The sequence below is a fragment of the Acetobacterium wieringae genome (assembly GCF_023700225.1).
In the GTDB taxonomy this organism is placed as follows: Bacteria; Bacillota; Clostridia; order Eubacteriales; family Eubacteriaceae; genus Acetobacterium; species Acetobacterium wieringae.
This window is the reverse complement of record NZ_CP097897.1, coordinates 2,125,013-2,146,503: the sequence shown is the minus strand read 5'-3', so window position 1 is coordinate 2,146,503 and position 21,491 is coordinate 2,125,013. Positions and strand designations below refer to the sequence as shown.

25 protein-coding genes are annotated in these 21,491 nt (G+C 40.6%); 24 read left to right on the top strand and 1 reads right to left on the bottom strand.

Going from position 1 to position 21,491, the window contains the following annotated elements:
* Positions 1 to 13 precede the first annotated feature (13 nt).
* The 14 genes from CHL1_RS10430 to CHL1_RS10365 all read left to right on the top strand — a co-directional run bounded on the left by CHL1_RS10430 (position 14) and on the right by CHL1_RS10365 (position 11,539).
* Positions 14 to 259 carry an AAA family ATPase gene (locus CHL1_RS10430; RefSeq protein WP_250932772.1) on the top strand — a complete coding sequence of 82 codons (246 nt, stop codon included), beginning with the start codon at positions 14 to 16 and terminating at the stop codon, positions 257 to 259.
* Entirely contained in the window at positions 256 to 3,585 is a 3,330-nt protein-coding gene (gene smc / locus CHL1_RS10425) for a chromosome segregation protein SMC (protein ID WP_250932770.1), read from the top strand. The genes CHL1_RS10430 and smc overlap by 4 nt, the downstream gene beginning before the upstream one ends.
* 84 nt (positions 3,586 to 3,669) lie before the next feature.
* Positions 3,670 to 4,572: a signal recognition particle-docking protein FtsY gene (ftsY, locus tag CHL1_RS10420; protein WP_250932768.1), complete on the top strand. Its 903-nt coding sequence runs from the start codon at positions 3,670 to 3,672 to the stop codon at positions 4,570 to 4,572.
* A gap of 160 nt (positions 4,573 to 4,732) precedes the next feature.
* Positions 4,733 to 5,116 carry a YlxM family DNA-binding protein gene (gene ylxM / locus CHL1_RS10415; protein WP_338078315.1) on the top strand — a complete coding sequence of 128 codons (384 nt, stop codon included), beginning with the start codon at positions 4,733 to 4,735 and terminating at the stop codon, positions 5,114 to 5,116.
* Between the two features lie 9 nt (positions 5,117 to 5,125).
* Positions 5,126 to 6,463: a signal recognition particle protein gene (ffh, locus tag CHL1_RS10410; protein ID WP_250932766.1), complete on the top strand. Its 1,338-nt coding sequence runs from the start codon at positions 5,126 to 5,128 to the stop codon at positions 6,461 to 6,463.
* Between the two features lie 71 nt (positions 6,464 to 6,534).
* Positions 6,535 to 6,780 (top strand): 30S ribosomal protein S16, encoded by a 246-nt coding sequence (gene rpsP, locus CHL1_RS10405; RefSeq protein WP_026394772.1) that lies wholly within the window; start codon positions 6,535 to 6,537, stop codon positions 6,778 to 6,780.
* A 16-nt stretch (positions 6,781 to 6,796) separates the two neighbouring features.
* Complete coding sequence (locus tag CHL1_RS10400) at positions 6,797 to 7,027, top strand: KH domain-containing protein (protein WP_026394773.1); 231 nt, start codon at positions 6,797 to 6,799, stop codon at positions 7,025 to 7,027.
* Positions 7,028 to 7,093: 66 nt separating this feature from the next.
* Positions 7,094 to 7,609 (top strand): ribosome maturation factor RimM, encoded by a 516-nt coding sequence (rimM, locus tag CHL1_RS10395; protein ID WP_070369430.1) that lies wholly within the window; start codon positions 7,094 to 7,096, stop codon positions 7,607 to 7,609.
* Positions 7,606 to 8,304 carry a tRNA (guanosine(37)-N1)-methyltransferase TrmD gene (gene trmD, locus CHL1_RS10390; protein ID WP_070369431.1) on the top strand — a complete coding sequence of 233 codons (699 nt, stop codon included), beginning with the start codon at positions 7,606 to 7,608 and terminating at the stop codon, positions 8,302 to 8,304. The genes rimM and trmD overlap by 4 nt, the downstream gene beginning before the upstream one ends.
* A 90-nt stretch (positions 8,305 to 8,394) precedes the next feature.
* The gene (gene rplS, locus CHL1_RS10385) at positions 8,395 to 8,742 is read left to right on the top strand and encodes a 50S ribosomal protein L19 (RefSeq protein WP_070369476.1); all 348 of its coding nucleotides are present in this window, start codon (positions 8,395 to 8,397) and stop codon (positions 8,740 to 8,742) included.
* A gap of 76 nt (positions 8,743 to 8,818) precedes the next feature.
* A complete protein-coding gene (gene lepB / locus CHL1_RS10380; RefSeq protein ID WP_250932765.1) occupies positions 8,819 to 9,346 on the top strand; it encodes a signal peptidase I in 528 nt (175 codons plus the stop codon).
* A 2-nt stretch (positions 9,347 to 9,348) separates the two neighbouring features.
* Complete coding sequence (gene ylqF, locus CHL1_RS10375; RefSeq protein WP_070369433.1) at positions 9,349 to 10,188, top strand: ribosome biogenesis GTPase YlqF; 840 nt, start codon at positions 9,349 to 9,351, stop codon at positions 10,186 to 10,188.
* Between the two features lie 209 nt (positions 10,189 to 10,397).
* Entirely contained in the window at positions 10,398 to 11,177 is a 780-nt protein-coding gene (locus CHL1_RS10370) for a ribonuclease HII (RefSeq protein WP_250932764.1), read from the top strand.
* Complete coding sequence (locus tag CHL1_RS10365; RefSeq protein ID WP_250932762.1) at positions 11,174 to 11,539, top strand: YraN family protein; 366 nt, start codon at positions 11,174 to 11,176, stop codon at positions 11,537 to 11,539. The genes CHL1_RS10370 and CHL1_RS10365 overlap by 4 nt, the downstream gene beginning before the upstream one ends.
* Before the next feature lie 59 nt (positions 11,540 to 11,598).
* Here the strand turns inward: CHL1_RS10365 and CHL1_RS10360 are convergent, their stop codons facing one another.
* A complete protein-coding gene (locus tag CHL1_RS10360) occupies positions 11,599 to 11,919 on the bottom strand; it encodes a nucleoside triphosphate pyrophosphohydrolase (RefSeq protein ID WP_148636469.1) in 321 nt (106 codons plus the stop codon).
* Between the two features lie 419 nt (positions 11,920 to 12,338).
* On the opposite strand from CHL1_RS10360, the gene CHL1_RS10355 reads away from it, so the two are divergent.
* The 10 genes from CHL1_RS10355 to CHL1_RS10310 all read left to right on the top strand — a co-directional run bounded on the left by CHL1_RS10355 (position 12,339) and on the right by CHL1_RS10310 (position 21,486).
* Entirely contained in the window at positions 12,339 to 13,586 is a 1,248-nt protein-coding gene (locus CHL1_RS10355) for a glycoside hydrolase family 55 protein (protein ID WP_250932760.1), read from the top strand.
* A gap of 118 nt (positions 13,587 to 13,704) precedes the next feature.
* Complete coding sequence (locus tag CHL1_RS10350) at positions 13,705 to 14,811, top strand: DegT/DnrJ/EryC1/StrS family aminotransferase (RefSeq protein WP_250932758.1); 1,107 nt, start codon at positions 13,705 to 13,707, stop codon at positions 14,809 to 14,811.
* Positions 14,812 to 14,819: 8 nt separating this feature from the next.
* On the top strand, positions 14,820 to 15,434 hold the full coding sequence (locus CHL1_RS10345) for a sugar transferase (RefSeq protein ID WP_250936271.1): 615 nt from the start codon (positions 14,820 to 14,822) through the stop codon (positions 15,432 to 15,434).
* A gap of 72 nt (positions 15,435 to 15,506) precedes the next feature.
* Positions 15,507 to 16,112 (top strand): acetyltransferase, encoded by a 606-nt coding sequence (locus CHL1_RS10340; RefSeq protein WP_276520378.1) that lies wholly within the window; start codon positions 15,507 to 15,509, stop codon positions 16,110 to 16,112.
* The gene (locus tag CHL1_RS10335) at positions 16,112 to 16,378 is read left to right on the top strand and encodes a hypothetical protein (RefSeq protein ID WP_250932754.1); all 267 of its coding nucleotides are present in this window, start codon (positions 16,112 to 16,114) and stop codon (positions 16,376 to 16,378) included. Before CHL1_RS10340 ends, CHL1_RS10335 begins: the two co-directional genes overlap by 1 nt.
* Complete coding sequence (locus CHL1_RS10330) at positions 16,372 to 17,364, top strand: glycosyltransferase family 4 protein (RefSeq protein WP_250932752.1); 993 nt, start codon at positions 16,372 to 16,374, stop codon at positions 17,362 to 17,364. The genes CHL1_RS10335 and CHL1_RS10330 overlap by 7 nt, the downstream gene beginning before the upstream one ends.
* Before the next feature lie 14 nt (positions 17,365 to 17,378).
* A complete protein-coding gene (locus CHL1_RS10325; RefSeq protein ID WP_250932751.1) occupies positions 17,379 to 18,683 on the top strand; it encodes a nucleotide sugar dehydrogenase in 1,305 nt (434 codons plus the stop codon).
* A gap of 12 nt (positions 18,684 to 18,695) precedes the next feature.
* The gene (locus tag CHL1_RS10320; RefSeq protein WP_250932749.1) at positions 18,696 to 19,778 is read left to right on the top strand and encodes a Gfo/Idh/MocA family protein; all 1,083 of its coding nucleotides are present in this window, start codon (positions 18,696 to 18,698) and stop codon (positions 19,776 to 19,778) included.
* Positions 19,775 to 20,335, top strand: a complete 561-nt coding sequence (locus CHL1_RS10315) for an N-acetyltransferase (protein WP_250932747.1) — start codon at positions 19,775 to 19,777, stop codon at positions 20,333 to 20,335. Before CHL1_RS10320 ends, CHL1_RS10315 begins: the two co-directional genes overlap by 4 nt.
* Positions 20,336 to 20,364: 29 nt before the next feature.
* Positions 20,365 to 21,486 carry a DegT/DnrJ/EryC1/StrS family aminotransferase gene (locus tag CHL1_RS10310; RefSeq protein ID WP_250932745.1) on the top strand — a complete coding sequence of 374 codons (1,122 nt, stop codon included), beginning with the start codon at positions 20,365 to 20,367 and terminating at the stop codon, positions 21,484 to 21,486.
* Positions 21,487 to 21,491 lie beyond the last annotated feature (5 nt).

Sequence of the window (21,491 nt, the reverse complement as noted above, 5' to 3'; positions counted from 1 at the left end):
TTGAGGTGAAGGCTTGTATTTAAAAAAATTGCGATTGTCGGGGTTTAAATCATTTGCAGACCCTGTAAGCCTTGAGTTTTCAGAAGGTATTTCTGCAATTGTTGGTCCTAACGGCAGCGGAAAAAGTAATATCACCGACGCCATCAAATGGGTTTTGGGTGAACAAAGCATAAAATCCCTGCGGGGAAAGAAAATGGAAGATGTAATCTTCTCAGGAACAGAAAAAAACCAGCCTCAGGTTATGCCGAGGTTGTTTTGATTTTAGACAATAAAGATGGTACACTGGAAAACTATCCTCAGGAAATAGCGATATCCAGAAAACTATTCAGATCAGGTGAAAGTGATTATGCCATCAATAAAAAGAGCTGTAAACTTAAAGAAATTCACAGCCTCTTTATGGATACAGGCTTAGGAAAAAATGGTTATTCGTTAATCAGCCAGGGCAGTATCGAAAATATATTAGCCAGTAGCCCCACGGAACTTCGGAATATTTTTGAAGAAGCGGTGGGCATTGTATCGTATAAAACAAAAAAAAACGAGGCCGAAAAAAAACTGGAACAAACCCAGGGCCATTTGGATCGGCTTCGGGATATTATGACCGAAATCGAAAAACAACTAGGACCAATAAAAAACCAGTCCCGGAAGGCTCAAAACTGGTTAGTTTTGCATGAGGAATTAAAGACTGTTGATCTGGTCATCTTTTATCGGAAAATGAGCAGTGCCGTCACGGAACTTGAAGAACTAAAAATAAACCTTAAAAATCAAATAAAAAGCTGCAATCAAATTGAAGCGGCCATTCAAAAAAAGGATGAGCTCTATCAAAAATTGACCATCGAAAACCGCGAATTGGATCTTTTAACTGATGCTGAAAAGAAGAATCTTAGTGTTCTCAGCACGGATTTTGATCAGGTACAGCGGGAAGCGATCCGCTGTAAAAGCCAGTTGGAGGCCAATGAAATAAGCCAGCAACGGCTTGCCAAAGAGCAGGAAAATTTGTCTTTTCAGATTGATGAAGCCCGAGCCAGAATCAATGGTCTTGAAGATGAAAAAAAAGTATTGCTCGAAAATCTTAAAAACCATGAAACGGCCTGGCGTGAAATGGATAACACGCTTCACAGTCTGCTGATTGAAGAACAGCAGGAAAAAGAGCGAATCAAAGCGACTCAAGATGCAATTCAAAATCATCAATCCTGTTGTGAAAGTTTGGAGATAAAGCGTTTTGAAATAAAAACGGCGATTCAGGAGGCAACAACAGAGTCTTCTTTTATAAAAAAGCACTTGGATGAAGCCTTGGTCAACCAAAATCAAATCACTTCAGATTTGGAACAACATAAAATAGAACTGGACAAACTACGAGAAAAAAAGCAGCAACAGAACGAGCTCTATAGCCAGTTGCAGTCTCAGTATAGTCAAGTTTTGGAAGAACAGCAAAAAATTCAGCATCAGGTCCATCACATTTCCAATAATTTAAAAGTTAATGCCTCTAAAGCAGAGTATTTAAAGAATATTCAAAAAAATTATCAGGATTATTTTCCGACCATTCGAAAACTGATGACATCTGAAAAACTGCTGGGCCCGGTGATCCATGAGGTGTATGGGCCGGTTGGCGAACTGATCACCACAAAACCCAGGTATCTCCAGGCCATTGATATTGCGTTGGGGGCAAAAAGCCAGAACATTGTGGTAGCCACAGTTAAGGTTGCCAGTGATTGCATAAATCTCCTGAAAAAAGAACGTTTAGGACGGGCAACCTTTTTACCACTGGATAATTTAAAATACAATTCAATTGATGACCGAACCCGGGCGGCGCTTAAGAATATGTCCGGGGTGGAAGGAATTGCCAGTGAGTTGGTTAAAACTGAAGCTGCTTATGCGGCGGCAATCGAAAGTCTTTTAGGACGGATCATCGTTGCCAGTGATTTTGCTTCGGGACGAGCTATCCAGAATAAATTGGCATCGCGTTTTACGGTGGTGACGCTGGAAGGTGAAATCTTCTATCCCGGCGGTGCTATTGTCGGCGGTCAAAGCAAAGATAACCGGCAGTCCCCGCTGTCTAAAAAAATTGAAATCCAGAATCTGGAAAAGGAAATGGAAGCTTATAAAAAAGCCCTCGTTCTTGCAAAAGACCAGGAGTTACAGTCGCACGCATCAATATCTCAGCTGAGTAAACAATTAAAAGAATTGGAATATGAACACAATCGTTGCAAACAGGGTTTGTGGGAAAAAAATAAACGGATTGAAGATTTAACTGAAAAACAACATGTAAACACCCGTTCAATCGCAGTTCACAAGAAAAAGCTTCAGGAGCTAAGTCAGACACTCGAACAATCCAGTCAGGAACTGACAAAGATAGAAACGGCCTACAATCAGGCGAAAGAAGCGACTAAAGAGCAGGATTCCGATGATCGCACTCAGGAGATTCGGGAGCGGTTGGATGATTTTCGGTTAAAAATTTCTGACAGGCAAATGATCATCACTCAGATTAAAGGTGAAATTGCCGGGCTTGATCAACAAATTATCTTGATGCAGGAACAATTGACTCACCAAACAACCAAAAAAACGGCGTTAGAAAAAGAAATTGGATGCTACCACAGCGATTCGAACGACTTGATTCAACTTCAGCAGAATCTGGAGGCGGATTATCAACGATTGTCGAAGCTGATTGAAGCCCATCGCAACAAAAATAAACAAGCGACGGAACTGCAAAAAGCAAACGCCCAGCGCCTGGAAACACTGCAGGAAGAAATAAAAAACGACAATCACCAGTTGATTGTGGAGAATGACAGAAAGAACACTGTTTCCAGCCAGGTAAACAGTCTGCAACTACAGATGAACCATTGGGAAGATACTATCTATAAGAGTTATGAAATCAATTATTTGATGGCCGAAGATGCCTACCGGCAGCTGGAACAAGACAACAAACTGGATGTGCTGGATTTATCTGAAGAACGTCAGCGTGATTTACGAGAAAAAATTAATGCTCTCGGTAATGTCAATCTTAATGCCATTGAAGAATATCAAGAAATTCTCATCAGGCATGATTTTATGAAAGCACAGATGGATGATCTTAAAGCCGGAAAAAGCGAACTGTTGGATATTATCAATACCCTTTATGACGCCATGACTGAGCAGTTTAAGGCTAACTTTATCAAGCTTCAGGAAAACTTCACCCGGATCTTCAGTATTCTATTTGAAGGCGGTCGGGCTTATCTGGAGTTTACCGATCCCACCGGGGTACTGGAAGGGGGAATTGAGCTGGTGGCTCAGCCCCCGGGGAAACGGCTGCGCCATATTTCGTTGCTTTCTGGTGGTGAAAAATCGATGGTTGCCATTGCTCTGCTATTTTCCTTTCTGGAAATAAACCCTTCGCCATTTTGTGTAATTGATGAAGTGGACGCCGCCCTGGATGATCACAATATTTACCGGTACATTTCGTATCTGAAAAAAGTGGCGGAACATAATCAATTCATCACGATTACCCATCGCCGCACCACCCTGGAAGTCTGTGATAATCTCTATGGGGTATCGATGTCCAAGGATGGGGTTTCGCAATTGGTGTCAGTCCGACTGACGGATTATGCATAAAATAATATCATGGATAATGTTAAAGTGATTGGGTAGTACACTCATTTTAGCTCCAATTGATGAAGTAAAACTAAGGAGGCAATTATGGAATTAAGTTTATATGAACGGATGCGCAATAAACTGATCAAAACAGCTGACAATTTTAAGGAGAAAATTGAAAATGTCATGTATATGGGCAGTTTTGACGATGATTTCTTCGACGAACTGGAGGAAACGCTGATTCTTTCGGATTTAGGGGCGCAAACTTCGGTGAAAATCACTGAAGCGCTCCGAGCAAAGATTAAAGAAACCCGATCCAAAAGCAAGGAAGAAGTCGTGGGTTTTCTAAAAGAAATCCTGGTGGAGATGGTTCAGGTAGAAACCGAAAAACCCCAACTTCCTACTATTATGCTGATTGTCGGGGTCAATGGGGTTGGTAAAACCACCACTATTGCCAAGCTTTCCGAGCGTTATAAAAAAGAAGGAAAAAAGTTGTTATTGCGGCTGCTGATACCTTTCGAGCTGCGGCAGGTGGAACAACTCGACGAATGGGCTAAACGGGTTGGTGTTGATATTATCAAAAGTACAATCGGCGCTGATCCCAGCTCGGTAATTTTTGATGCCATTGGGGCAGCTAAGGCCCGGAAGGCCGATATTCTGATTTGCGACACCGCCGGACGACTCCATAACAAGGTCAACCTGATGAAAGAACTTGAAAAGATCAGCCGGGTGATTAACCGGGAAGGTGAAGGCTTTTCGATCCACAATTTAATGGTGCTGGACGCCACAACCGGTCAAAATGCCATTAATCAAGCCCAGGTCTTTCATGAATGTGTGGAAATCAAGGGTATCGTTTTGACCAAGCTGGATGGTACGGCTAAAGGTGGTATTGCCATTTCGATTATTGATGAAATGCAGATCCCTATCGAATATGTTGGCATCGGTGAAAAATCGGAGGACCTTATAGATTTTGATCCAAAGAAATTTGTTGATCTGTTGTTTGAATAAGGCTTTGTGTGATTGTGAAATCGGACACCACAGGTTGTAACAAGCTTAAACTTTTAAGAGAAAAAATCTTGAAATTATTGAAGAAATGTCCTGAAAATCGGGAATAAAAGCTTGACTTTTTCTCTGCCAGGACTTACAATAGGTAAGTCGTCAAGTAAATATCCTTTACGACGATGCTGAAGGTGCTTATGGAAAAAAAGTAGGGGAACAGTATTTATTTGATTTTTATGGTGAGCTGCTGACTGCTAAGCAGAAGCAGATTTTAGAGTATTACTACGATGACGACTATAGCCTGGCGGAAATTGCCGAGGTAATGGCAGTTACCCGACAGGGTATTTTTGATGTGATTAAACGCTCGAAAGCCATGATGGAAGCCTATGAAGAAAAACTGGGACTCATCGCCAAGTTTTTAAAATCTCAAGTTCTTTTGGAAGAAATTGAGAAAGAACTATTGGATTGTGTTGATCGGGAAAAAGACGAACAGCTTAAATCCGAATTGATGCTGGTGGTTGAAAAACTGAAAAATGTCAGTGAAGAAAACTAGAGGTGACAGATGATCTTTGAAGGATTAAATGAAAAATTTCAAAATATATTTTCCCAACTAAAGCGCAAAGGAAAACTCAACGAAAAAGACATCCAGGAAGTTAATCGGGAAATTAAAATGGCCCTATTAGAAGCTGATGTCAATTTCAAAGTCGTTAAACAATTTACCAAAAATATCGGTGAACGGGCAATCGGCCAAGAGGTACTAAGTAGCCTGACGCCCGGGCAACAGTTTATTAAAATTGTCAAAGACGAAATGACAGCCCTTTTAGGTGGCGAAATTGAGCGGATGGACTTTGTTCAGGGCCGCCAGAACGTGTATATGATGGTCGGTCTTCAGGGGGCTGGTAAAACAACGACCGCAGCCAAGCTGGCCAACTTGTTGCGCAAAGAAAAAAAATTCAAGCCACTACTGGTCGCCTGTGACGTCTATCGTCCGGCAGCAATTAAACAGTTGGAAATCCTCGGGGATGAATTAAAGATTGACGTCTATTCCGAACATGATGTAAAAGATCCGGTGGGGATAGCCAAACGGGGACTGCAAAAATCAATTGAAGGTCATTATGATCTGGTGATCATGGATACCGCCGGTCGCTTGCAAATTGATGAAGCCTTGATGGCTGAATTGGTCAACATCAAAGAAGCGATTAATCCTACCGAGATTTTATTAACGGTCGATGGGATGACTGGTCAGGAGTCGGTCAATGTTGCCAATGAATTTAATCGTCTACTGGATATTTCAGGAGTAATCTTAACCAAACTCGACGGCGATACCCGGGGTGGTGCCGCCTTATCGATTACTTATACAATTGGTAAAGCCATCAAATATATCGGAACCGGTGAAAAATTGACCGATATTGAACTCTTTTATCCAGATCGGATGGCATCACGAATTTTGGGAATGGGGGATGTATTATCCTTTATTGATAAGGCCCAGAGTATGATGGATGAGGAAAAGGCCAAAGAACTTGAAGAAAAGTTCAGAAACCAGGATTTTGATCTTAATGACTTTCTCGATCAGATCAAGCAGATTGAAAGCATGGGCTCGATCAGTAGCTTGCTGGAAATGATGCCGGGGGCCAATAAAAAAGCATTGAAGAATGTGGATTTATCTGGTGCTGATACCAAGAAAACCGAGGCTATCATCTTGTCGATGACTAAGGAAGAACGTCATAAACCAGGGATTATCAATGCCAGCCGACGAAGACGAATTGCGTTGGGGAGCGGTACCATGGTTGCGGACGTCAACCGGTTGTTAAAGGGATTTGAACAATCCAAAAAGATGATGAAACAAATGTCAAACCCAAACATTGCAAAAAAGGCACGGATGAAGCTACCGTTCATGTAGACTGAAATATGATTAGTGTTATCAAGGACTTTATGTCATTAGATAAAGAAGTTAAGAAAGGGGGAACGAACATGGCAGTTAAAATCAGATTAAAAAGAATGGGTAAAAAGAAAAAACCTTTTTATAGAATCGTTGTTGCCGATGCACGAGCACCACGTGATGGTAAGTTCATCGAAGAAATTGGATACTACAACCCTTGTGTTGACCCTGCACTCGTAAAAGTCGATGCAGATAAAGCCAAAACATGGTTGGCCAATGGCGCAAAACCAACAGATACCGTCAAGTATTTGTTAAAAAGAGAAAACGTAATCGAGTAGTACCAGGAGGTAAATGATGAAAGAACTTGTGGAAATTATTGCAAAGGCTCTTGTTGAACACCCCGATGCGGTATCTGTCCAGGAAGTTGAAGGCGAACAGTCCATTATTTTGGAACTCAAGGTCGCAGACGACGATATGGGCAAGGTCATTGGAAAACAGGGGCGTATCGCAAAAGCAATTCGTACCGTCATAAAAGCCGCTGCCACGAAAGAAGATAAACGTGTCATGTTGGAGATCATCCAATAAAGGCATTGGGCTGTGTATACAGCTCTTTTTTTTCGGGTGTTTTTAGGGTTTAAACAGGAGAAAATAATGGAAAATAATAATCGTTTAATCATCATTGGCCGGATTCTTGGCGTACATGGAATTAAGGGTGAATTAAAAGTTCAACCGCTGACTGATGATCCGGGTCGTTTTTATGATCTGGATGAGGTCATTTTAATCCATGATAAAGCTGCAACAGATTATAAGATTACGAATTGCCGTCTTCATAAAAACAATGTATTGCTGTTTCTGGAAAATGTAAAAAACCGTAACGAGGCTGAAGCATTAATTGGCCGGGAAGTCGGGATTCCCCGGGAACTGGCAGTGGCATTGTCTGAAGATGAATTTTTTATTGAAGACTTGTTGGGATTGCCAGTTTACAATGACGGAGTGTTGCTTGGAAAAATAACCGATGTGATGCAAGCAGGCGGGGTGGATGTTTATACCATCACTGCCGACAAGAAGGTCTATTGCGTTCCGGCCCGCAAGCTTTATTTTACAAAAATCAATGTTACTGAAGGCCGGATCGATGCCAGTATCCCTCAGGAAATATTAGAGCTATGAGATTTTATTTCTTAACTTTATTTCCGGAAATCTTTGAAATATATTTTCAAACCGGGATGATTGGCCGAGGTGTCAAAGCGGGTCTGATTGACTATACGGTGATTAATATTCGGGATTTTTCCGGAAATAAACATCATAAGGTTGATGATACCCCTTACGGTGGCGGTGCCGGGATGGTGATGGCGGCACCTCCGATTGTCGCCGCCCTGAAAAGCATTGCTGATTTAGGCACATATCCAGTTATTTACTTGACCCCTGGCGGCAAACCATTTGAACAAAAAGATGGGATAAAGCTATCGGAGTATCCGGGCATCATTTTTATCTGTGGTCATTACGAAGGAATTGACCAGCGGGTGATAGATGCTTATGTGGATCTGGAATTTTCAGTGGGGGATTATGTCTTGACTGGTGGTGAATTACCGGCCTTAACTCTGGCTGATGCCATTGCTCGACATATTCCCGGCTTTCTGGGAAATAGCGACAGTTTGGCAGAAGAATCCTTTGAAAGCCATCTGCTGGAATATCCCCAGTATACCAAACCCCGGGAATTTGAGGGCCAGGAAGTGCCTGAAGTATTGCTCTCCGGCAACCATGCCGCAATCAACAAATGGCGCTTATTACAGGCAGAAACACGGACCCGGTTGAAGCGGCCTGACTTATTTGAAAAATATCAAAAAAGCTTGCATAATGAATAGACAAAGTGTATAATATATCAGTATGTTATTAAGTGAGACGGTCCTCTGTACCCGATGCATGAACGTCGCAAATCGAATATTAAGGAGAAAATAATGGACATTATCAAAAAGATTCAATTAGAAAACATGAAGGCTGAGCCACCAAAATTTAGTGTTGGTGACACCGTTAAAGTTCATGTTAAAGTAATCGAAGGTAAAAAAGAACGTATTCAGATTTTTGAAGGCATCGTCCTTAAAAAGCAAAACGGCGGTGTTGGCGAAACGTTTACGGTACGAAAAATCTCGTCTGGCTTTGGGGTAGAAAGAACCTTCCTGGTGCATTCGCCAAAAATCGAAAAGGTTGATGTGGTTCGTCGTGGTAAGGTGCGTCGAGCTAAGCTTAACTATCTTCGTGACCGTGTTGGTAAAGCAGCAAAAGTCAAAGAAAAAAGAGCGTAATTCAGAGGCTATCAAGCCTCTTTTTTGGTTAATTCAAGCGTTTTAATAACTAGAAATTTAGCAAGGAAGTGAAAAAATGAAAGAAGATCAGGAATCTAAAGGTAATTTGGAACTTAAAGAATGGATTCAATCCGCTGTGATTGCCATTGTGCTTGCTTTTATCATAAAGATGTTTTTGTTCGACTTTGTCATGGTTCAGGGCAGTTCGATGTTTCCCACGCTGGTGGAGGGAGATCGTCTGATTGTCAATAAAATAGGCTATACCATCGGTGAACCGGATTATGGCGATATTGTGATCCTCAGTTATAGTGATAGCATTGAGTATGTCAAGCGGGTCATTGGCAAGGGCGGCGATACCATTGCAATCAAGGATATGGTAGTTTATCGTAACGGCGAACCGCTAGAGGAGGATTATATTAACCCTGATCCTTATGAAGACTTTGCTGAGGTTACCGTCCCAATGGGAACCTATTTTGTCATGGGTGATAATCGGGCCAATAGCTCAGATAGCCGTTATCCCAGCCTGGGTTTTGTCGAAAGGGATGCCATTGATGGGAAAGTTATCTTTAGAATCTGGTCGCTTTCAGAAATTGGTACGGTATAAGGATGTCTGAAGAAAAAATAGAATATATACAATGGTATCCCGGGCACATGGCCAAAGCCAATCGGGAAATTAAAGAAAAACTCAAACTGATCAATGTGGTAATCGAAGTAGTTGATGCCAGATTACCGCTTTCCAGCAAAAATCCCGAAATTAATCAGTATACCTGGAATAAGCAGCATATCCTGCTATTGAACAAGTCAGATTTAGCCGATCCGGAAGTCAGTCTGGAATGGATTGAGTGGTTTAAAAAAAATACCGATATTCAAAAAGTGGTGCTGTTTGATGCCTTTGACCGTCGGATGAAGACTGAGTTGGTCAGAACCATTCAGGATTTGAATGTAAAAGAAAAAGCTCAGGTAAAATGTCTGGTTTGTGGAATCCCCAACGTTGGTAAATCCACAGTAATCAACAGTCTGATCGGTAAGAAAAAAACTCAGATTGGCAATAAGCCAGGAGTCACCAAGGGGCAGCAATGGCTGAGTACCCCGGATCACCTGATGCTTTTGGACACCCCGGGAATCTTATGGCCAAAATTTGAAGATCCCCTGGTCGGTCTCCACTTAGCCTGGTTGGGTTCCATTAAGGATACCATTTATGAAAAAGAGAACATCGCTGCAGATCTGTTAAAATATCTACTAATCTATTATCCGGGAGATTTGGAAACCCTATACAAAATTGAAGTAGAAGGCAAAAATATCCCCGAGGTATTCGATGCCATTGCTAAAAGTCGGGGATTGCTGATTAAAGGTGGCGAATATGATTATGCCCGCACCAGTGTGCTGATTCTCAACGATTTCAAGAATGGCCGAATTGGCCGCATTACCTTGGAGCGACCGGAATAGCGACGTATTTGTGGCAATGTGTTATGATGATGACAAAACAACCAATTATCTTATATAAAGTTGGTTGTTTTTTTATTTGAGCAAAGAAACTATCCATTGATGGAAGTGCGGTTTATTCGGTTTAAAATGGATTATTGGGTGGTGTCGTCTATATTTGTTCGCTGACTTGTAGTATAATGGCGATAGTATTGTAGGAAAAAGAGGTAAACATGAATCTATTTGATAATATGACCGTTACACAGATAAAAGAGTACATCGTGACCAGGCAGATGGAAGAATATCCCGATCTGATACCGATGTTGAAAGAAGATCATCGAGTAGCTGTGAAAAAAATTGGACAAAATTTAGAGAATAAAATTGCAGCCAGAGATCTTGAAGTTCAACGAATTAAAAAAATGAAATCAATTGAATCCGGTTACTATGATCAGGGTATCTTGAATATCGGTGGCATTGATGAGGTTGGTCGGGGCCCATTAGCCGGACCGGTGGTGACCTGTGTCATTATTCTGAAACCAGATTCCAGCCGCTTATATGTTAATGACTCGAAGAAAGTCGCAAAAAAAAGTCGTGAAATCTTATGTGAACAACTCCTTGAAGATGCTGTGGACTATGCCATTGGACAGGTTGATTGTGATGTGATTGATAATCTGAATATTCTTAATGCGACCAAAAAGGCCATGACTGATTCGCTGGCGAAGTTGTCTGTTAAACCGGATTTGCTACTGATTGATGCTCTTCATATCGATACAGATATCCCTCAGAAAGCGATTGTCCATGGTGATGCCACCAGCTATGCCATTGCTGCGGCAAGCATTGTTGCCAAGGTTTACCGGGACAATCTGATGCAGATTTATCACGAAGAGTACCCGGAGTATGGTTTCGATCACAATATGGGTTACGGAACGGCTGAACATATAAAAGCCTTAAAAAAATATGGTCCGACGCCGATCCACCGTAAAAGTTTTATTCAGAATCTTGGCTTAAAATGAAAACACATAATGTAAAAAAAGGTAATGCCGGAGAAGCGTTAGCATTAAACTATTTAAAAAATAACGGTTTTCAGATTTATGAAATAAATTATAAAAAGCCATCTGGCGAAATCGATCTCATTGCAAAAGATCGTGACGCATGGGTATTTATTGAAGTAAAATATCGAAAAAATTTGGATTTTGGATATCCCCGGGAAGCGGTGAACCGGTCAAAACAAAAACGGATTGGTAAAACAGCGCTTTGGTACCTCAAAGAAATGCAGCTTGATGATGTCAATATCCGCTTTGACGTTATCGAAATCTATTACGAATCAAACGGGGAGCAGGTGATTAATCATTTTGAAAGTGCTTTTTCGTTTTAAAGAATAAACAGGACTGGTGACAGAAAATTGATCACCAGTCCTGTTGCTTTTTTGAAATACTATTGACCGTCATCTACCGAAATCAGAAAGACTTTTTCAGAATAGGTACCTTTGTTTTCTTTATTCTGAATTTTTAAATAGTCAATATGAAGCGGCTCAAAATCAAAGCTTTCCACAATTGCATCCAGCAATTCGTAGATATCCGAAAGTTCATCTTCAGAGGGTCTTTTCAAAAAAATCTGAGCTTTTTCAAGAAGCTTCTCTTGCAGTGCTTCTCTAACTTCTGATTCACCTAAGATTTTGTACTCACAGGTACGTCCACTGTCTCGAATGATTTCAGGAATTTTATCCCGAACAATTTTGTTGTACTCAACTTTCATAATCTATCACCTCAAGCCTATTATACCCAATTGTTAGGCTTCAAAACAAGAGGCAACAATATTTATTTAGAAAAAACCTGACTGATTCCGATTTGATTGTATGATATAATGAAAACAACTAAAAATTAGAAATAACATCGTAATTATTCAGGGCAAGAACCAATTGCAGTTAAACCCTGAATTTTTACGGGAATATTGGGTATGTATTTCACAATGGTGTGCAGACTTCTTAAATAAAATCAAAATTTGCTAATTCGCAATAAAATTTAAACTTGTGCTTGCGTTTTGGTTGGAGTAATACTATCATAGTTAGAACAATTCTATTTTAAGATAGGGTTCAAGTCGAAAAATATATACGATTTCAAGCAGATCGTATGGTTACAATAATTTCTGATTAAACGTCGGAAGGAGGTTTTGTAATGAAGAAGCTAACAATCTCAGTATTCATATTGGCAGTGATCGGTGTAATTGTTGTTGTACTTAACTTTATAAGTCCCGCAAAATCGGAGTCATCAGAAGAACTTTCTTTAAATCCGAGTCAAATAAAAAAAGTAATTATACCGAAAGACAAAACAGTTAATGCAAAAGATTACGGAGTAAAGGGTGATGGTTTAACTGATGATACAGTTGCCCTGCAAAATGCAATTGATGAAGCGAGTAATAAAAATGCGCTATTGATCTTACCAGAGTCGGAAAAACCGTATTTAATTACAAAACAATTGATCATTAGCGATAACACCCACATTAGTGGCTATGGAGCTGTACTATTCATGGCCCCGCAAGAAGATACAATTAAGAACATGCTTTGGTCTAATCCAGATGAGACTGTTTCGAATATTTCAATCGAAGGACTAACTTTAAAGTCAGAAAATACGATTAAGGGTGTTGATTATTATGAGAACAGTCGTGTCAGCAATGTTCAGGGGATCTACTTTCAAGGCGTTGAAGCAATGACAATCAATGATGTTTTCATGGATAATGTCTATGTAGGCCTAAAATTAGCCCAAACAGGGAAGTTCAAAAATAAGGATATAACGATAAGTAGACTAGAAATTGATCATTCGGGGATGCCGATACAGATTTCTGGTACGAATGGTTTTAGCATGGTTGACAGCATCTTAAATTCAAGCGACGGTGGAACGAAATGGCTGCATTCCGCGTATCTGCGAGGTGACAACAGTAATTTTTATTTTGAAAATGTTGAATTCAATAATGCATCGGGAGGTGGAATAGCAATTGCGGGAAATCCACAATATAATAAACCGCCTGAAAACATGATTTTCAAAGATTGCCGCATCAAGGATAGTGTTGTTGGTGTTCATATCAACAGCGGTGCCAAAAATATAACAATATCAGGCTTAGTGATTGAAGGGTGTAGTTTGGGTTTTAAAATCAACGAAGCATCCGATTTAAGTATTGATAAGGTGAGTATCAGCGGATCAAAATCGAATGAGAATGACCATGGCGGCTTTAGTATTGAGAATGTCGAGCAAGCTACAATTTCTAATGTTTCAATTGATGCCAGCGAAATAACAGAATCCCTGTGTTTGTTGATTGGAAATATTGAAAATTTGAGGTTATCTTCATTTGAAGATAACAACGTTAAGGATATTCCTTTATACAGTGTTAACAGCACCGCAATAATAAAGAATTTGATTATTGAATGATTTTTGTGAAGAATGAAAACAAATCGAATAATTTTTTAGATAATCACATCTTAGAAATACGATCAAATCATAATGCTAAGGTGACATCAAGTAACGATTTTTTAGGAGGACGACAACAATGGCTGAGAAAATCTATCTGTCATCACCACATATGAGTGATGAAGGATTTGAAATGGAATATATCAAGGAAGCATTTGCCACCAATTGGATTGCACCACTGGGTCCAAACGTCAATGAATTTGAAAAAGAATTTGCAGTAAAAGTTGGCGCTAAATATGCAGCTGCAGTCAATACTGGGACAGCTGCAATTCACTTGGCATTACGGGCAGTTGGTGTTAGCGAAGGAGATATTGTCTTTTGTCCATCGCTCACTTTTTCAGCAACCGTTAACCCGATTATTTATGAAAAGGCAATTCCGGTATTTATTGATAGTGATGAAGAAACCTGGAATATGTGTCCAATTGCATTAGAAGCGGCTTTTTTAAAATATCCTCAGGTAAAAGCGGTGATTGTCGTTCATCTTTACGGTTTGTCGGCAGATATGGATAAAATCATGGCAATCTGTAATCATCATGGCGTTACTGTCATCGAAGATGCTGCGGAGTCCCTGGGTACTTTGTACAAAGGCAGACAAACTGGCACCTTCGGTGAATATGGCGTATTTAGTTTTAATGGAAACAAGATTATCACTACGTCTGGCGGTGGAATGTTGGTTTCTGATAATCAGGAACGAATTGAAAAAGTGCGATTCTGGTCGACTCAATCGAGAGATTCGGCACGGCACTATCAGCATAGCGAATTGGGTTTTAATTATCGCATGAGTAATATATCAGCGGGTATCGGTCGTGGTCAATTAAAAGTACTGGATCAAAGGATTGCCAAAAAAATATATCTTTTGAATTTTACAAGCAAGAGCTGGAAAAATTACCAGGGATTGAATTTATTGCCGATCAATCATTGGAATGAGCCAAATTATTGGTTGAGTTGCATAACCTTAGATGGATCAATAAAACCACTGGAAATAATCGAGGCTCTGGAAGGCGAAAATATTGAATCACGACCGCTTTGGAAACCCATGCATCAGCAGCCTTTTTTTGAATGGTGTGACTTTATTGGGGGAATCGTTTCAGAAAAGCTGTTTAATTCAGGTCTTTGTCTGCCCTCTGATACAAAAATGACAGACTCAGATCAGAAACGAATTTGTCAGATTATTAAAGGGTTGTGACTGTGATGATCTATAAAAAATTTATAAAAAGACCAATGGATTTTTGTTTATCTTTGGCAGCAATCATTGTCCTCTCACCGGTATTTTTTATTTTGGCTTTGTTGATCAGAAAAAAACTGGGCCATCCAGTGCTATTCAAACAACAAAGGCCGGGTTTAAATGAAAAGGTGTTTACACTCTATAAATTTAGAACCATGACTGATCAGCGGGATGAACAAGGCGCACTGTTACCTGATGATCAGCGACTGACCAAATTTGGTAATTTTTTACGATCCACCAGTCTGGATGAATTGCCGGAACTTGTAAATGTGGTTAAAGGTGATATGGCTGTTATTGGCCCGAGACCATTACTGGTACAATATTTACCCCTTTACAATGAAAAACAAAAAAGAAGACACGAGGTCAGGCCAGGGTTGTCTGGCTTGGCTCAGGTAAATGGACGAAATGCTATTAGCTGGGAAGAGAAATTTGATCTCGATGTTAAGTATGTTGACACTGTCAGTTTTGTGGAAGATTGGAAGATTATTTTATTAACGTTAAAAAAGGTCTTCAAACGAGAAGGAATCAATGCAAATGATTCGACAACAATGGAGTTATTTCAGGGAACAAGTGGAGACGATTAAAAAAGTCTATAAATAGTGCTAAAAAATTCGCGATACTAATCGAAGGAGGCGCTGCATTGTGAAAAAAAGCTATTGGTCATCGGAGCAAGTGGGCACGGAAAAGTTGTCGTTGACATTGCAATTAAAATGAATAAATGGGAAAATATCGCTTTTCTTGATGACGATCCATTAATTACCGAGTGTATGGGATTCGGTGTTGTCGGAAATACAGCAGATGCCTTTAAATTTGCAGATGAAGCAGATATTTTTGTTGCTGTTGGAAATAATAAAATTAGAGAGGCGGTTCAAAACAAGCTCGAGTCAGCTGGAATAGAGCCACCACTGTTAATTCATCCATCAGCGATTGTTGGGTTAGCGGTGGAAGTAGGAATCGGAACAGTGATTATGGCTGGGGTTGTAATCAACAGTGCCACGCGAATCGGCAAAGGCTGTATTATCAATACGGCAGCAACCGTAGACCACGATAATCGTATTGCCGATTTTGTTCATGTTTCGCCCGGGGCGCATCTGGCCGGGATGGTGGTGATTGGTCAAAAAACCTGGATTGGGATTGGCAGTACCATCAGTAATAATCTAACCATTACCGGTGACTGTAAAATTGGTGCCGGTGCGGTTGTCGTAAAAGACATAACGGAATCGGGAACCTATGTGGGCGTTCCGGCAAGGAGTATCCGTTGATGAAAAAAACTGTCTGGATTTGGAACCACTATGCTACCAATATGTATAAGGATCGTGCTGGTCGACATTATTCATTTGCTAATTATTTGCTAAAACAGGGTTATAACCCCATCATTTTCTGTGCTTCAACCGATCACTTTTCGAATGAAAACATTGAAGTTATGAATAAAAGATATCGAGTGGACACAATTGATGGAATTACCTTTGTGATTATAAAAACCCCTGATTACGCTGGAAATGCAAAAAAAGACTGGTCAACATGCTGACCTTTTATAAAAACCTGTTCCCGGTTGCTAAAGAATATGCACGCATAAATGGAAAACCGGATCTCATTCTGGCATCAAGTGTACATCCTCTCACTCTGATTGCAGGTATTCAGATAGCAAAAAAGTTTAAGATCTCATGTATTTGTGAAGTCCGGGATCTCTGGCCAGAAAGTATTGTCGCTTATAGTGGTTTAAAACGAACCAGCTTGGTTGCAAAAATTCTTTATCGCGGTGAAAAGTGGATTTATAAACGGGCTAACAAACTTATCTTTACCATGGAAGGTGGGTCCGATTACATCATTGAACGCGGTTGGAACAAAGAGCAAGGTGGTACGATTGATCTAAAAAAAGTTTATCATATAAATAATGGTGTTGATCTCGATGTCTTCAAGGAAAACCAAACGGTTTATAAATTTGAAGATCTGGATTTAGACAATGAGAAAACCTTTAAGGTAATTTATACCGGGTCAATTCGACTTGTAAATAACGTTAAATCCATTGTTGAAGCAGCCCAAGTTGTCAAAAAAGAATCGCCCAATGCGATCATTTTCCTTATTTATGGCGATGGCAGTGATCGAAAAAACCTGGAAGACTTCTGTAAAGAGAATAATATTAATAATGTGGTGTTCAAAGGCTATGTCAATAAAAATAGGATTCCATATGTTCTGAGCAAGTCAAATCTCAATATCATTCACTTTGAGGACAATCAGATAAAAAAATACGGGGCCAGTCTCAATAAACTATTTGAGTACTTTGCCAGCGGTAAACCGACGGTTTCTGATTGTGAATTTGGTTATGACCTTATAAAAAGATACAATTGCGGAATGGTGGTTGATCAGGCTGACCCAGAACAATTGGCCCAAGCCATTATCGAGTTCAGCAATATGCCAAAAAAGCAATATGAAGAATACTGTAAAAATGCCCTAGCGGCTGCGTATGATTATGATTATCAACGACTAACAGAAAAACTTATTGAATTAATTTAAAGGGAGTTATAAAAATGACGATCAAAGACAAATTAATTTCTAAAACAGCGATATTAGGTGTGGTCGGTCTTGGTTATGTAGGGCTTCCTCTGGCAGTGGAGAAAGCGAAAGCTGGTTTTAAAACGATTGGCTTTGATGTGCAAAAAGAAAAAGTCGACATGGTAAATTCTGGCATCAACTATATTGGGGATGTGGTCAATGAAGATCTGGAGACAATTGTCAAGTCAGGTCTGCTTTCGGCGACGACGGATTTTTCCAAGGTTGCCGCCGCTGATTGTGTCTGTATTTGCGTGCCAACCCCCCTCGATGAGCATCAACAGCCGGATATCAGTTATGTCAAGTCTTCAGCAGAAAGCATTGTTCCATACATGCACAAAGAAATGTTGATTGTCCTTGAATCGACTACCTATCCCGGAACAACAGAAGAACTGCTTAAACCAATTTTTGAGTCATCTGGATTAAAATGCGGTGAAGACTTTTTTCTGGCCTTTTCACCTGAACGGGTAGATCCCGGAAATCTGATTTACAAAACGAAAAACACCCCAAAGGTGACCGGTGGCATCACTCCGCAGTGTACCGAAGTGGCAGCGGCAATGTATGAGAGTATTTTACAAGCCCCCATTTATCGGGTTTCTTCACCGGCTGTAGCCGAAATGGAAAAGATCCTTGAAAATACCTATCGCAATATTAATATCGGGCTGGTGAATGAGCTGGCGATGCTGTGCCATAAAATGGGCATCAGCATTTGGGAAGTTATTGATGCTGCCAAATCAAAGCCCTATGGCTTTCAGGCTTTTTATCCGGGACCAGGGGTCGGCGGCCACTGTATTCCGCTGGATCCTTACTATCTGTCCTGGAAAGCCCGGGAATATGGGTTTCACACATCAATGATTGAATCCTCAATGATGGTAAACGACCGGATGCCTGAGTATTGCGCTGAACGGGCCAGTAAAATCTTAAATCACCACAACAAAACCCTAAAAGATTCAAAAATTCTTTTTCTAGGGGTCGCTTACAAGCAGGACATTGGCGATTACCGGGAAAGTCCGGCCATAAAATTAATGGACGAAATTGAGAAAGAAGGTGCAGAAGTCGTTTATTATGATTCGTTTGTACCAGAATTTCAGGAACATGGAAAAACACGAACCGGCGAGGCGGAACTGACCAGGGAACTCATTGAGTCAGCCGACCTGGTTATCATCACAACTGCTCACACGAATATTGATTACAGTACCATTCAAAGACATGCAAAACTTATTTTTGATACAAAAAATGCCATGAAAAACATTAAAGATAGAGGAAATATTGAACTGCTTTAAGGAGGTGTCACCTTGGGTCTTAAATATGCATTAATCGGATGCGGAAAAATTTCGGCCAATCATATTGCTGCCGCCCGGGCCAATGATCTTGACATTGTTGCACTGTGTGATGTTTATCCGGAGAGCATGAACACACTGATCGAAAAGTTTGACTTACCGGAAACAATCCACCAATATACTGACCATCAAGCGTTAATTCAGCATGAAGAGCTGGATCTGGCAGCAATCTGTACAGAAAATGGGAAGCATGGGTCGATCGCACTGGATTTTATTGAGGCCGGTTGCAATTTAATCATCGAAAAACCAATTGCCCTATCGCTTGAAGAAGCAGATGAAATTATTCGGCGATCCAAAGAAAAAAACGTCAAAGTTAGTGCCTGTCATCAGAATCGTTTTAATCAGTCGGTCATTGAAATTAGAAAAGCCCTGGACCTAAAACGTTTTGGGAAACTATTTTATGGAACCGCCCATATCCGCTGGAATCGAGGGTGTGAATACTATGTAGGTTCGAAATGGCGGGGAACCTGGGAACACGATGGCGGCGCCCTGATGAATCAATGCATTCACAACATCGATCTGCTGAGATGGATGTTGGGCGATGATATTATTGAAGTGGTGGGGATGACAGACAATCTTAATCACCCCTATATTGAAGCGGAAGATTTTGGGATCGCACTGATTCGCTTTGCTAATGGTAGTTATGGCATTGTCGAAGGAACGACAACCATTTACCCCAAAAATCTGGAAGAAACACTCTACCTTTTTGGTGAAAAGGGTACAGTCAAAGCGACTGGTCAGTCGGTTAACATTATTGAAGAATGGCAATTTTCGGATGGCTTGGATGACTCCGTGGAAATTAAAGAACGATTCAGTAAAAATCCGCCCAATGACGCTGGTTACGGACATACCCCCTATTATGCCGATGTTATTGATGCGATAAAAAATGATCGGGAACCATCCATCACAGCTGAAGACGGTCGCAGAGCAGTAGAACTTATTCTGGCAATATACAAATCAGCCGCAGAAGGACAACGGATCCGATTGCCATTGGAAAAATGCAGCACCACAGATTTTAAAGGGAGATTTGAAAAATGAGCTATTTCATCCATGAAAGCAGTTATATCGATAAAGACGTAAAAATTGGAGCGGGAACAAAGGTCTGGTATTTTTGTCATGTACAAGAGGGGGCTGAAATTGGCGAAAACTGTTCACTGGGTCAAAACGTCAATATTGGCAGTCGTGTAAAAATCGGGAGGGGAGTAAAAATCCAAAACAATGTTTCGGTATATGAAGGGGTCGAGCTGGAAGATTATGCTTTTTGTGGGCCGTCAATGGTGTTTACCAACGACTTGACCCCACGAAGCAAATACCCCAAAGGCTCGGGTGCCTTCAAAAAGACCCTGGTGCGATACGGGGCATCAATCGGGGCTAATGCGACCATCGTTTGTGGTAACACCATCGGCCGCTGGGCAATGATTGCTTCTGGGGCCGTGGTAACCAAAGACGTCAATGACTATGCACTGATGGCCGGGGTACCGGCAAAACAAATCGGCTGGGTTTGCGAATGTGGAACACCATTAAAAGAAGGCCTTTCCTGTGAAGTTTGTGGCAGAGCATATCACCTGGAGAATGATCAATTAATTGAAAAGTAAACAAATCATGAAAATGGAGAGTGATTTTGATGGAGTTCAGAGATTTAAAAACTCAGTATCAAAAATATAAAGATGAAATTGATGGTGCTATTCAAAAAGTTCTGTTAAAGGCTGACTTTATCAACGGATCAGAAATTCAAATTCTAGAAGAACGACTGGCAAAATATGTTGGTGTCAAACACTCTATTTCCTGTGCTAATAGTACTGAAGCCATGACACTGGTGTTGATGGCCTGGGGAATTAAAGCCGATGATGCCGTTTTTGTACCGGACTTTACGTTCTTTTCAACGGGTGAAGTCGTGTCTTTAAGCGGTGCAACACCAATATTTGTTGATGTCGATCCTCATACCTTTAATATCGACACGGAAAAATTAGAAAACGCTATTCAACAGGTTATAAAAAAAGGTGAGCTCAAACCAAAAGCAGTTATTCCGGTGGACCTATTTGGTCTGCCGGCAGACTATCATGAAATCGGTCGGATTGCCGATAAATACCATCTGCTAGTTTTGGAAGATGCCGCCCAGGGATTTGGCGGTAGTATTAACGGTCAGAAGGCCGGTAGTTTTGGTCATGCTGCCACAACATCATTTTTCCCGGCCAAGCCACTCGGTTGTTATGGTGATGGTGGTGCGATTTTTACAAATGATGATCACTTAGCCAGTCTGCTCAATTCATTAAAAGTTCATGGTAAAGGAAAAAATAAATATGATAACGTAAGGATTGGTCTTAATTCCCGGTTGGACACAATCCAGGCAGCGATTTTAAATGTCAAACTGACCGCATTTATTGAGCATGAACTTGAGGATGTCAATAAAATCGATTGTCTGTATAACCAAAAATTGGCTGGAGCTGTTGAGATTCCGGTGATACCGGCAGGGTATTATTCCAGTTTTGCACAATACACCATTAAACTTAAGAACAAATCGGAACGAGATGCACTAAAAACCAGATTAAGTGAGCATAAGATACCGAGTATGATCTATTATTCAAAACCAATGCACCGACAGGAAGCTTTTAACGATCAGAAATTTGATGATGCTGATTATATGGTTACGAATAAGTTATGCGAGACAGTATTATCGCTGCCAATGCATCCTTATTTGACAGAGAAAGAAATCGATGAAATATGCAATGTGATTATCGATGTTTAGAGGAT